This window comes from Nocardia niwae NBRC 108934 = DSM 45340, assembly GCF_001613465.1.
GTDB lineage: Bacteria > Actinomycetota > Actinomycetes > Mycobacteriales > Mycobacteriaceae > Nocardia > Nocardia niwae.
In genome coordinates, this window is the sequence record NZ_BDCK01000015.1 from 119,117 (window position 1) to 131,419 (window position 12,303).

General features: G+C 69.6%; 12 protein-coding genes. 10 read left to right on the forward strand and 2 right to left on the reverse strand.

What is annotated here, in order from left to right; genetic code table 11:
- Nucleotides 1-20 precede the first annotated feature (20 nt).
- The 7 genes from rapZ to NNI01S_RS04445 all read left to right on the forward strand — a co-directional run bounded on the left by rapZ (nucleotide 21) and on the right by NNI01S_RS04445 (nucleotide 7,032).
- Nucleotides 21-1,001 (forward strand): RNase adapter RapZ, encoded by a 981-nt coding sequence (rapZ, locus tag NNI01S_RS04415; RefSeq protein ID WP_084488466.1) that lies wholly within the window; start codon nucleotides 21-23, stop codon nucleotides 999-1,001.
- Nucleotides 998-2,044 (forward strand): gluconeogenesis factor YvcK family protein, encoded by a 1,047-nt coding sequence (locus tag NNI01S_RS04420; protein ID WP_043693713.1) that lies wholly within the window; start codon nucleotides 998-1,000, stop codon nucleotides 2,042-2,044. Before rapZ ends, NNI01S_RS04420 begins: the two co-directional genes overlap by 4 nt.
- A complete protein-coding gene (whiA, locus tag NNI01S_RS04425; protein WP_043693711.1) occupies nucleotides 2,035-3,018 on the forward strand; it encodes a DNA-binding protein WhiA in 984 nt (327 codons plus the stop codon). Before NNI01S_RS04420 ends, whiA begins: the two co-directional genes overlap by 10 nt.
- Nucleotides 3,019-3,215: 197 nt before the next feature.
- The gene (gene gap, locus NNI01S_RS04430; RefSeq protein ID WP_063017743.1) at nucleotides 3,216-4,235 is read left to right on the forward strand and encodes a type I glyceraldehyde-3-phosphate dehydrogenase; all 1,020 of its coding nucleotides are present in this window, start codon (nucleotides 3,216-3,218) and stop codon (nucleotides 4,233-4,235) included.
- A 5-nt stretch (nucleotides 4,236-4,240) separates the two neighbouring features.
- Nucleotides 4,241-5,455, forward strand: a complete 1,215-nt coding sequence (locus NNI01S_RS04435; protein ID WP_063017745.1) for a phosphoglycerate kinase — start codon at nucleotides 4,241-4,243, stop codon at nucleotides 5,453-5,455.
- Nucleotides 5,456-5,457: 2 nt separating this feature from the next.
- Nucleotides 5,458-6,243 (forward strand): triose-phosphate isomerase, encoded by a 786-nt coding sequence (gene tpiA / locus NNI01S_RS04440; protein ID WP_063017747.1) that lies wholly within the window; start codon nucleotides 5,458-5,460, stop codon nucleotides 6,241-6,243.
- A 144-nt stretch (nucleotides 6,244-6,387) separates the two neighbouring features.
- A complete protein-coding gene (locus NNI01S_RS04445) occupies nucleotides 6,388-7,032 on the forward strand; it encodes a DUF1579 family protein (RefSeq protein ID WP_063017749.1) in 645 nt (214 codons plus the stop codon).
- A 9-nt stretch (nucleotides 7,033-7,041) separates the two neighbouring features.
- Here the strand turns inward: NNI01S_RS04445 and NNI01S_RS04450 are convergent, their stop codons facing one another.
- A complete protein-coding gene (locus tag NNI01S_RS04450; protein WP_063017751.1) occupies nucleotides 7,042-7,821 on the reverse strand; it encodes an META domain-containing protein in 780 nt (259 codons plus the stop codon).
- 282 nt (nucleotides 7,822-8,103) lie between these two features.
- On the opposite strand from NNI01S_RS04450, the gene NNI01S_RS04455 reads away from it, so the two are divergent.
- From NNI01S_RS04455 to secG, 3 genes are read left to right on the forward strand one after another with little or no spacing between them, the layout of a single operon-like run.
- A complete protein-coding gene (locus NNI01S_RS04455) occupies nucleotides 8,104-9,048 on the forward strand; it encodes a DMT family transporter (RefSeq protein WP_063017753.1) in 945 nt (314 codons plus the stop codon).
- 10 nt (nucleotides 9,049-9,058) lie between these two features.
- A complete protein-coding gene (locus tag NNI01S_RS04460; RefSeq protein WP_063017755.1) occupies nucleotides 9,059-10,657 on the forward strand; it encodes an MFS transporter in 1,599 nt (532 codons plus the stop codon).
- A 59-nt stretch (nucleotides 10,658-10,716) separates the two neighbouring features.
- Nucleotides 10,717-10,950: a preprotein translocase subunit SecG gene (gene secG / locus NNI01S_RS04465; protein ID WP_039798855.1), complete on the forward strand. Its 234-nt coding sequence runs from the start codon at nucleotides 10,717-10,719 to the stop codon at nucleotides 10,948-10,950.
- 419 nt (nucleotides 10,951-11,369) lie between these two features.
- Here the strand turns inward: secG and NNI01S_RS04475 are convergent, their stop codons facing one another.
- Nucleotides 11,370-12,218 (reverse strand): SDR family NAD(P)-dependent oxidoreductase, encoded by an 849-nt coding sequence (locus NNI01S_RS04475; RefSeq protein WP_063017759.1) that lies wholly within the window; start codon nucleotides 12,216-12,218, stop codon nucleotides 11,370-11,372.
- Nucleotides 12,219-12,303 lie beyond the last annotated feature (85 nt).

A 12,303-nucleotide genomic window follows, 5' to 3' on the forward strand; every position in this document is an offset into this window, starting at 1 on the left:
AGAGACGGATCCGGTAGGACATGACACGCGTCGAATCGAACAGCAGTGCGGGCAACCCGCCGACGAGCGCGGGACGAGTGGCCTCGTCCGGTGCCGTCGGCGGGACGAACCCGCAGGTCGAGGTCGTGATCGTGACCGGGCTCTCGGGCGCGGGCCGCGGCACCGCCGCCCGCGTGCTCGAGGACCTCGGCTGGTATGTGACCGACAACCTGCCGCCGGAGCTGTTCGGGCGGATGGTGGAGCTGGGTGCTTCGGCGAAGCCGCCGATCCGCCGTCTCGCGCTGGTCATGGACGTGCGCAGCCGGTTCTTCACCGGTGATCTGTCGGTGGTCACCGAGCAGTTGCGGACCCTGGGCGTGCGCACCAGGGTGCTGTTCCTCGAGGCCTCCGACGACGTGCTGATCCGCCGTTTCGGCTTCGCGCGGCGCAGGCACCCGCTGCAGAGCGAGAGCAAGGACGGCACGTTGTCGGCGGGCATCGCCGCCGAGCGGGTGCGGCTGTCCGCCGTGAAGGCCGCCGCCGACCTGGTGATCGACACCACCGAACTGTCCATCCATCAGTTGCACCGCAAGATGGAGGAGGCCTACGGCGGCGGCGCGCCCAGCGCTTTGCAGCTCACCGTGCAGTCGTTCGGCTTCAAGTACGGAGTTCCGCTGGACGCGGACATGGTGTTGGATGTGCGTTTTCTACCCAATCCACATTGGATACCGGAATTGCGGGAACACACCGGTCAGGAGACGGTGGTCAGCGAGTACGTGTTGTCGCGTCCGGGCGCGGACGACTACTTGCGTACCTGCCACCACCTGGTCGAACTGACCACGAATGGTTACCGCCAAGAGGGGAAGCGATACATGACGGTCGCAGTGGGCTGCACCGGTGGCAAGCACCGGAGCGTCGCGATTGCCGAGGCACTGGGCGAGTTGATGAGCGAGGTCACCGGCGGGCCGGAGGAGTCCGCCGACGTGGTCCGGGTGGTGCATCGAGACCTGGGGCGCGAATGACCGGCTGGGAATCCAATCCCAGCATCGTCGCGCTGGGTGGCGGACACGGCCTGTATGCGACGCTGACCGCGGTGCGGCGGCTGACCAGGAAGATCTGCGCGGTGGTCACCGTCGCCGACGACGGCGGCTCCTCGGGCCGGCTGCGCGCCGAACTGGGTGTCCTGCCGCCGGGGGATCTGCGGATGGCGCTGGCGGCCCTGGCCGCGGACGCCGACGGCGTCTGGACGCAGACCGTCCAGCATCGTTTCGGCGGCACCGGCGCGCTGGCCGGGCACTCGGTGGGCAACCTGATCCTGGCGGGGCTCACCGAGGTACTCGGCGACCCGGTCGCCGCGCTGGACGAGGTCGCCCGCATGTTGCGCATCACCGGACGGGTGCTGCCCATGTCGCCGATCGCGCTGGACATCGAGGCGGACGTCTCCGGATTGGAAGCGGATCCACGGGTGAGCCGCTGCATTCGCGGCCAAGTTGCCATCGCGACGACGCCGGGTAAGGTGCGGCGAGTGCGGCTGATTCCGTCCGATCCACCGGCCAGCCCGGAGGCGACCTCGGCGATCGAACACGCGGACGTCGTGGTGCTCGGCCCGGGATCGTGGTTCACCAGCGTGATCCCGCACGTCCTCGTCCCTGAGCTACGGGAGGCCCTGGTGTACACCAGGGCGCGGAAAGTCCTGGTGCTCAATCTCGCCGCGGAGCCGGGGGAGACCGCGGGGTTCTCCGCGGAACGGCATTTGCATGTATTGTCCCAGCACGCACCGGAATTCGTGGTCGATGAGGTGCTGGTCGACTCCGGCTCGGTACCGGAGGGCCGCGAGCGGGAACATGTGGCCAGGGCTGCCGAACAGTTGCGGGCACGAGTAACCTTCTCCGATGTCGCCGAAGCGGGAACGGACCGGCATCACCCCGGAAAGCTTGCCGCCGCACTGGATCAACTGATCCGGCAACCTCGGCCGCAAATGGCAGGGCTTCGAGTCGAGGGACGGCACATGGGTCAGGATGTGCGTTCCGGGTTGGGTGGAAAGGAGCGCGTCCCGTGGCGATGACAGCCGATGTGAAAGACGAGCTGAGCAGGCTCACGGTGTCGCAGGTGAGTTCCCGCAAGGCGGAACTGTCCGCCCTGCTGCGTTTCGCGGGCGGCCTGCACATCGTCGGCGGCCGGGTGATCGTCGAGGCCGAGGTGGACATGGGATCCATCGCGCGCAGGCTGCGCCGGGAGATCTTCGAGCTCTACGGCTACGGGTCCGACGTGCACGTGCTCGGCGCGGGCGGACTGCGCAAGACCTCCCGGTACGTCGTGCGTGTCTCCAAGGAGGGTGAGGCGCTGGCCCGGCAGACCGGTCTGCTCGATGTGCGCGGCCGTCCGGTGCGCGGACTGCCCGCGCAGGTGGTCGGCGGCAGCATCGCCGACGCCGAAGCCGCCTGGCGCGGCGCGTTTCTCGCCCACGGCTCGCTCACCGAACCGGGTCGTTCGTCGGCGCTCGAGGTCAGCTGCCCCGGGCCCGAGGCGGCGTTGGCGCTGGTCGGCGCGGCCCGTCGGCTCGGCATCACGGCCAAGGCACGCGAAGTGCGCGGCACCGACCGCGTGGTGGTGCGCGACGGTGAGGCGATCGGCGCGCTGCTGACCAGGATGGGCGCGCACGGCACCCGGATGGTGTGGGAGGAACGCAGGCTGCGCCGCGAAGTGCGGGCGACCGCGAATCGCCTGGCCAACTTCGACGACGCCAACCTGCGCCGCTCCGCGCGGGCCGCGGTGGCCGCGGCGGCCCGGGTGGAACGCGCGCTGGAGATCCTCAGCGACGACGTGCCCGACCATCTCGCGGCCGCGGGCAGGCTGCGCGTGCAGCACCGCCAGGCGTCGCTCGAGGAACTCGGTCAGCTCGCCGACCCGCCGATGACGAAAGACGCCGTCGCCGGCCGCATCCGGCGGCTGTTGTCGATGGCCGACCGGCGCGCCAAGGAACTGGGCGTGCCGGACACCGAGTCGGCCGTCACGGCCGAACTGCTCGACGAAGCCTGACGCATGCTTTCCGCGATCCCCGCGACGTCCCGTCGCGGGGATCGCGGCGTTTTCCGGCGGCCGCAACTCGTCCTGGTCGGGTGTCTGACCAGGCATCCCGTCCTCGCGAAAGCCAGGTGCGTGTCGGCGAGGTCACGGCAGGACGTTAGTGTGAGTGGACATCGGAATGATCCGCTGGAAAGTTGAGGAGCGATAACGTGACTGTCCGGGTAGGCATCAACGGCTTCGGTCGTATCGGACGTAACTTCTTCCGGGCGGTGGAGGCGCAGAAGGCGCTCGGCACCACCGACATCGAGATCGTCGCGGTCAACGACCTCACCGACAACGCGACCCTCGCCACTCTGCTCAAGTACGACTCGATCCTCGGCCGGCTGCCCCAGGACGTCTCCCTCGACGGCGACGACACCATCGTGGTGGGCGACCAGCGGATCAAGGCGCTGGCCATCAAGGAGGGCCCCGCCGCGCTGCCGTGGGGCGACCTGGGCGTCGACGTGGTCGTCGAGTCCACCGGCATCTTCACCGACGCCACCAAGGCCAAGGGGCACCTGGCCGCGGGCGCCAAGAAGGTGATCATCTCCGCCCCGGCCAAGGGCGAGGACATCACCATCGTCATGGGCGTCAACGACGACAAGTACGACGGCAGCCAGAACATCATCTCCAACGCCTCGTGCACCACCAACTGCCTCGGCCCGCTGGCCAAGGTGCTCAACGACGAGTTCGGCATCGAGCGTGGCCTGATGACCACCATCCACGCCTACACCCAGGACCAGAACCTGCAGGACGGCCCGCACAGCGACCTGCGCCGCGCCCGCGCCGCCGCGCTGAACATCGTGCCCACCGGCACCGGTGCCGCGAAGGCCATCGGCCTGGTGCTGCCCGAGCTGCAGGGCAAGCTGGACGGCTACGCGCTGCGCGTTCCGGTCCCCACGGGTTCGGTCACCGACCTGACCGCCACCCTGCGCAAGTCGGCTTCGATCGAGGAGATCAACGCCGCTTACAAGGCCGCCGCCGAGGGCCCGCTGAAGGGCATCCTCAAGTACAACACCGATCCGATCGTCTCCAGCGACATCGTCACCGACCCGGCCTCGTCGATCTACGACGCGCCGCTGACCAAGGTGATCGACGACCAGGTCAAGGTCGTGTCCTGGTACGACAACGAGTGGGGCTACTCCAACCGTCTCGCCGACCTCATCGGCCTCGTCGGCAAGTCGCTCTGACGCGCATGGCTGTCAAGACACTCGCGGATCTGCTCGGCGAGGGTGTGGAGGGCCGGGGCGTGCTGGTGCGCTCCGACCTGAACGTTCCCCTCGACGACAACGGACAGATCACCGATCCCGGCCGCATCGTCGCGTCGGCGCCGACCATCAAGGCGCTCGCCGAGGCGGGCGCCAAGGTCGTCGTGACCGCGCACCTCGGCCGGCCGAAGGGCGCGCCGGACCCGAAGCTCTCCCTGGCGCCGGTGGCGGCCAGGCTCGCCGAGGAACTGGGCCGCAACGTCCAGCTCGCCGGTGACGTGGTGGGCCAGGACGCGCTCGCTCGGTCGGAGGGCCTCACCGACGGTGACGTGCTGCTGCTGGAGAACATCCGGTTCGACCCGCGCGAGACGAGCAAGGACGACGCCGACCGGGCCAAGCTGGCCGCCGCGCTGGTCGAGCTGGTCGGCGACGACGGCGCGTTCGTCTCCGACGGCTTCGGCGTGGTGCACCGCAAGCAGGCGTCGGTGTACGACGTCGCCGAGCAGTTGCCGCACTACGCGGGCACGCTGGTCGCGGCCGAGGTCGAGGTGCTGGCCAAGCTGACCGAGGAGCCGGACCGGCCGTACGCGGTCGTGCTCGGCGGGTCGAAGGTCTCCGATAAGCTGGCGGTCATCGAAGCGCTCGCCCCGAAGGTCGACACGCTGGTGATCGGCGGCGGCATGTGTTTCACCTTCCTTGCGGCACAAGGGCTTTCGGTGGGCGCCTCGCTGTTGCAGGAGGAGATGGTGGACACCTGCAAGCGGCTGCTCGAACAGTACGCCGACGTCATCCACCTGCCGCGCGACATCGTGGTGGCCGACAAGTTCGCCGCCGACGCGGAGTCGAAAGTGGTACCCGCGCACGAGATCCCGGACGGCTGGCTCGGCCTGGACGTGGGTCCGGAGTCGGTCGCCCGCTTCTCGGCGCTGCTGACCGAGGCGAGGACCGTCTTCTGGAACGGGCCGATGGGCGTGTTCGAGTTCGAGAAGTTCGCCGCGGGCACCCGCGGGGTGGCCGAGGCGATCGTGACCGCCACCGGCAAGGGCGCGTTCACTGTGGTCGGCGGCGGCGACTCGGCCGCGGCCGTGCGGGCGCTCGGCCTGCCGGAGGACGGCTTCTCGCACATCTCCACGGGCGGCGGCGCGTCGCTGGAGTACCTGGAGGGCAAGGAACTGCCCGGCATCGCGGTGTTGGAGGGCTGAGCATGGCACGCAAACCGCTCATCGCGGGCAACTGGAAGATGAACCTCAACCACCTCGAGGCCATCGCCCTGGTGCAGAAGATCGCGTTCGCGCTACCGGAGAAGTACTTCGACAAGGTGGACGTGGCGGTGATCCCGCCGTTCACCGACATCCGCAGCGTGCAGACGCTGGTCGAAGGGGACAAGCTCCTGCTCACCTACGGCGGCCAGGACGTCTCGGTGCACGAGTCGGGCGCCTACACCGGTGAGATCAGCGCGAGCATGCTCGCCAAGCTGGGCTGCACCTTCGTCGTGGTCGGGCACTCCGAGCGGCGGCAGTACCACAACGAGGTCGACGCCACCGTGCTGGCCAAGGCCAAGCAGGCGTTGAAGCACGGGATCACCCCGATCGTGTGCATCGGCGAGGGCTTGAACATCCGTGAGGCGGGCACGCACGTCGAGTACAACCTCGAGCAGTTGCGTGGATCGCTGAAAGGCCTGACGGCGGAGGAGATCTCGAAGATCGTCATCGCCTACGAGCCGGTGTGGGCCATCGGCACCGGCAAGGTCGCCACCCCCGCCGACGCGCAGGAGGTCTGCGGCGCGATTCGCGGGGAGCTGGAGAAGCTGGCCTCGCCGGAGGTCGCGGCGGGCGTCCGCGTGCTCTACGGCGGGTCGGTGAACGCCAAGAACGTCGGCGAACTGGTCGCGCAGACCGATATCGACGGTGCCTTGGTCGGCGGCGCTTCGCTCAAGGGTGACGAATTCGCCACCCTCTCCGCGATCGCCGCGGGCGGCCCGTTGCCCTGAGCAGGCACGGCACTCGACAGCCCGGTATCGCTTCGAGCGCTACCGGGCTGTTTCCGTTTACGCCGAGAGCGATAGGGGGCCCTCGGCCGGCGCCGCTCGTGCGATGATGTCGGAGCTCGAACTCCCAGCTCGGCAAGGATTTTCGTGACTCTTCGTAAGCTGTCCCGCGCACTTCCGGTCGCGTTCGTCGCGCTGGCCACCCTGGTCGGCTGTTCCGGCGGCTCGTCCCAAGATCACGATCAGCACGGCGCGGCGTCGCGTACTGCCACCGCGGTGCCTGCGGAGGGGCGGGACGCCGGACATCGCAGGCTCGATCAGCTCGTCGGAGAGTGGAAGGGAGAGAAGTCCACCTTCGTCGCGGGCGGTACGGCGGACAATCCGACCAGGCGGGAGATCGTTTCGCGCTGGGAATGGATCGCCGAGACGGGCTACAACTTCCTGCGTGAGGAAGCCGAGGACATCCACGGCAGCGGTGCGTATTACCGGCTCGGACTTCTCGGGTTCGGACCGGCGGACAACCGCTACGAATGGACCACGGTCGACAGCGTCACGCCGATGACGATGAGCTACAAGGGCGCGAAGGGAAGCGGTGGCGACCTCGATATCGTCATGGCCGGGGAATTCACCGATCCGGGTGTGCTCGGCCCGCAGTTCGTCGGCAAGACCATCCCGATGCGCACGCTGATCCGTCTGGAGTCGGCCGACCGGGTGGTCATGGAGATCTTCTTCGCGCCGCCCGGTGAAGCCGAGCGGATCGCCGACCGCGTGGTGCTCACCAGGAAGCGGTAGCGGGGACGCTCACGGCGCGTGCAGAACCAGGCCCGCGCCGTTGTCGTTGTGCAGGGTCAGCGTCCCGGCGTCCACCGTGGCGGTGGTCTTGCCGTCCAGGGCCTTCAGCACGGACTGCTCCACCTCCATCACCTCCGGCGAGCACAGCATCTTCGTGGTGGCGATCCGGAAGGTGATCCGCGTACCGGACACCTCGGCGCTGCCGGTGAGACGATTGCACCCGGTGCTGCCGGAGACACTGCCGTCCTCGGCGATGGTGAGCGTCGGCTGCGCCTCGTCTATGGCGCGCGATCGGATCCGGCTGTTGTCGGTGATGAGCGCGGTGACCAGCCAGGATGTGCCCTTGACCGGTTTGTCCGGTTGAGCGACCTTCTTGTCGAGCAAGGTCACCGTGCGATCGGGACTGCGCAGGGTGAGCCGCGAGCCGTCCAGCCGCCAGGCGGGCCGGGAATTCAGCAGGCCGCTGAGCCATTCGTCGGCGCCGTACCGTTCGTCCTCGCAGGCCATCAGGGTGGTGGCCAGGCCGGAGACGTGCAGTACCTGATCGTCCAGGGAGACCGCGCCGGTGAACTTGTTGCAGCCCGCGTCGGCCGCCACTCGATCTTCGGTGAAGCTGATCGTGAGCGGTCCGCCGCCGGGAATCGGAGTGCCTTCGACGTCCGTCGAGAGAAAGGTGCGGCCCACCGGGGTCGGCTCGTCGCCGCGGTCCGGCTCTCCCCTCGAGCACGCCGCGATCGCGCAGAGGGCGACCAGGACGAGCGGTGCTGATCGTGCGAAGAGTGCCGCCATGCGCCGATGCTACCGACGGGGGCCGACCGTGTTCGCACCGGTCTCAGCGGCCTTCCGGCACTCTCCACGCGGACCTGATCCGCGACTCATGGGATGACTCGGTCCGCGCTGCATTAGGATCTGTGCCGTGCACCGATGCTTCCCGATCACCCCGCCGCCCGCCTCCTGAGCGAGGTGTAGGTATCCAGCGCGCCACCGTGCGGTGAGCGCGCTCCTTGCGGCACCGTTGTGCACCTCGCTTCCGCGACCCCAATCCCTTTCGTCGCAGGAGCGCGAACTCTCATGTCCTCATCTGTGTCCTCTGCCGCCCGTTCGGGGCTGGTCCATCTCGTCGGCGCCGGACTCCTCTGGGGTACCGGCGGTCTGCTCGGCACGTTGGTCCATCGGGCCACCGGTCTGCCGCCCGTCTCGGTGGCCACCTGCCGCCTCGCCGTGGGCGGGCTGCTGCTGGTGGCCCTGCTCGCGGGTGCGCGGCGGCCGTGGCCGCGGGATCCGTCGTCGTGGCGGCGGATCGGCGCGGTCGCCGTCCTCGCCGCGGTCTTCCAGGCGGCCTACTTCGGCGCCGTCGCGGCGTCGTCGGTCAGCCTCGCGACGCTGATCACGATCGGTATGTCGCCGGTGGTCGTGGCGGGACTGGAACACGTCACCGGCAGGCATGCGGTGGACCGGCGCCGCGCGGTGACGATCGGCATCGCCCTTGGCGGACTGGCCTTGCTGGTCGGTGTGCCGACCGGCCGTGCCGGTGCGGGCGCGTTGCTGCTGGGCGCGGCACTGGCGGCGGTGGCCGCGGCGGCGTTCGCAACGGTCACCGTGCTCAACGCGGCGCCGGTGCCCGGGCTCGACGCGATGACCACCACGGGCCTCGGGTTCACCGGCGGCGCGATGCTGCTCGCTCCGCTCGCCGCGGTGAGCGGGCTGACATTCGCCCCGACGCCCGGCAGCATCGCGCTGGTTCTGGTGCTCGGACTCGCGCCCACCGCGGTCGCCTACACCCTGTACTTCCGCGGCCTGGCGGACGCGGGCCCTGGCATCGCCGCGGTGCTGGCGCTGCTCGAACCGCTCACGGGCGCGGCGCTGGCGGCGGTGGTCCTGGGCGAACGCCTCAGAGCCTCGGGGCTGGCGGGCGCCGCGCTGCTGATCGTGGCGTTGCTGCTCGCCGCGACGACGGCGCGTACGGCGGACCGGGCGCCGGACGGGCCATCGGGACGGGGTCCTCGCCGCGACTAAGCTTCGGCGCGTGACGACTGCCGCGCCGACCCCGATTTCCACCTGGGCGCCGCTGCGTGCACCGGTGTACCGCGCGCTGTGGGTGGCGCAGCTGGTGTCGAATCTCGGCACCTGGATGCAGACCGTCGGCGCGCAGTGGATCATGGTCGACCAGCCCAACGCGGCAGCGCTGGTGTCGTTCGTGCAGACCGCCATCACGCTTCCGGTGATGCTGCTGGCCATTCCGTCCGGGGTGATCGCCGACCTCGTGGACCGGCGCAGGTTGTTGCTCGGGGCCCAGTCCACGATGGCGGTGCTGGCCATGGTGCTCGCCGTGTCGACGGCGACGGGCCACACCACCCCCGCCGTCCTGCTCACCTTGTTGTTCCTGCTCGGTTGCGGCCAGGCGTTGACCGCCCCGGCCTGGCAGGCGATCCAACCGGAGCTGGTGTCGCGCGAGCAGATTCCGGCGGCGTCCGCGCTGGGCAGCATGAACATCAACATCGGCAGGGCGGTCGGGCCCGCGCTGGCGGGCGCGCTGGTATCGCTGTCCGGGCCGACGCTGGTGTTCGCGCTGAACGCGGTGTCGTTCGTCGGGATCGTCGCGGTGCTGACGGTCTGGCGCCGTCCGGCTACCGACCGGCGCCTGCCCACCGAGCGCCCGTTGGCGGCGTTGCAGGCCGGCACCCGGTTCATCCGCGCGGCGCCCGCGATCCGCCGGGTGCTGCTGCGCTCGATCCTGTTCATCGCGCCCGCGAGCGCGGTGTGGGCGCTACTGCCGGTGATCGCGCGCGACCGGCTCGGGCTGTCGTCGTCGGGGTATGGGCTGATGCTCGGCGCGCTCGGCGTCGGCGCGGTGCTCGGCGCCGCGGCGCTGTCCCGATTGCGGGCGTGGCTGACCCCGACACAGCGCCTCACCATCGCCGCGATCCTGTTCGGGACGGCCACGGCGGGCACCGCGCTGCTGCGCGTGCTGCCGGTGGTGCTGGCGCTGCTGGTCTTCGCGGGGCTCGCCTGGCTGCTGGCGATGTCCACGATGAACGCGACCATGCAGCTGCTGCTCCCCGGCTGGGTGCGGGCGCGTGGGCTGTCGGTGTATCTGCTGGTGTTCATGGGCGGCCAGGCGATCGGTTCGCTGGTCTGGGGTCTGGTCGCCGACGCGATCGGCTCGGTGCCCGCGCTGTTGTGGGCCGCGGTGCTGCTGGCGTTCTGCGCGGTGAGCACGGTGTGGTTGCCGATCCGGAACGACCCCGAGGTGCTCGATCTGACCCCGTCGGCGTTCTGGCCGGAACCCGAACTCGCGGTGGTGCCCGATCCCGATGACGGTCCGGTGCTGATTCTGCGCAGCTACGACGTGCCGCCGGAGAGCGTCGAGGAATTCTTCGCCGCCATGGCCTTCGTCGGCCGGTCCCGGCAGCGCACCGGCGCGATGGAATGGCGGCTCTATCGCGACGTCGGGGTGGTCGACCGCTTCGTCGAGGCGTTCGTCGTACGGTCGTGGGCCGAGCACATGCACCAGCATCAGGTGCGGCTCACCGCTCAGGATCAGCTGCGGGAGGAGGCCGTCGCGAAGTTCGGCGCCGTCGAGGGCGAGCAGGTCACCCACCTGGTCGCGGTGGACCGGCGCTGACGCCGTCCGGCCGAGTGCCTGATTCGGTGCGATCGCATCGACCGCATACACTGTCCGGCATGCGGATGTTCCTGGATATCCTCCTGATCATCACCAGCGTGCTGCTGGTGCTGCTGGTGCTGCTGCACCGCGCCAAGGGTGGAGGTCTGTCCAGCCTGTTCGGTGGCGGCGTGCAGTCCAGCCTGTCCGGGTCCACCGTTGTGGAGAAGAACCTCGACCGCGTCACCATCTTCACCGGCGTCATCTGGCTGATCGCCATTCTCGGCATCGGCCTGGAGATCAAGTTCGCCTGATCCCGATGCGCACCGCGCTCGCCATGAGCGTCGCCACACCGAGCACGGTCGCGGCGATGACGAACGCGGCGGCGGGATAACTCGTCCCGATCACTGGGCTACCACTACCGGTCCGAGGATCTGTCCGGCGCCGTACCCGGCGTTCGGCGGCGCCGCCGCAGCCCGTCGGTCGACTCGGCGCCGACTCGCATCGCGAGCATGCTTATCCCGACGAACGTCCCTCCGAACAGCGTCGCCGCCGCAACCGCGGCCCAGATCGCACCGGACACCGCCGGGAGCGCCGCCGAGACACAAGGCGCCCCCATCGTCGTCTATCCGGACATCCCCGACGCGCCGCCCTCGCACGTGTATCCGGCGTGGCGAGCGCGGCCGGTTGCGCCGCGCTCGGTGCAGCGCTTCCTCGGCGCGTTCCGACCGGATCAGTCGATACGGGGAATGCGGCCGTCGATGTCGGTGAACCCGTAGTACTCGGCGAGATCGGCCACCGGCCAGGGCAATCCGGTGCGGGAGCGTCGCCCCGCGTCGGTGGCGAGCGCGACGACGGCACGGCCGGTGAAACGGGGCGTCTGCGCGTCGCCGAGGTCGAAGGTGCCCTCCCCGGGCAAGGTGACCAGCCGCCTGCCTTCCGCGTCGGCCGGGACCAGTTGCAGCAGTTCGGTGTTCACGATGCCGGGCCAGAGCGAGAGCACGGTCACCTCGGTGCCCGCGAGGTTGTGCGCCAAGTCGGCGGTGAGCCGGTCCAGAGCGGATTTCGCGACGCCGTACACGACGTTGTGCATGTACCTGCGGGCCCCCGGCGAAGAGATGTTGACGATCAGCCCGCCCGATTCGATCAACAGCGGAGCGGCGAAATAGCTCGCCACGTAATGGGATCGGACGCCGACGTCGAACGACTCGTCCCACGCCGCGGGGGGCACCTCCCAGAACGGCTTGCCCAGCCAGCGCGCGGCGGCGGGGGAGTTGTAGACGTTGTTCACCAGCACGTCCAATCTGCCGTGCTCGGTGCGGATCAGCTCGAACAACCGCTCCACCGCGTCGTCGTCGCGGTGATCGCACACGAACGGGATGCCGGTCCCGCCCGCGGCATCGATTTCCGCGGCCGTGGCGTGTACGGTGCCGGGTAGCCGTCCCTGCGCCGCCGAGCGTCCGGTGACGAACACCGTGGCGCCCGCCGCACCGAGTTCCAGCGCGATCCCCTTGCCGATGCCGCGGCTGGCGCCGGTGACCACCGCGACCTTGCCTTCGAGCCTCTCGGGTATTCCGCTCACGAAACCGGAACATTACCGTGAAACGATAACGTGTTCTAGGTTTTGGAGGTCCGAGTGGAACTGACGCATCGGTTCGTGACGACCG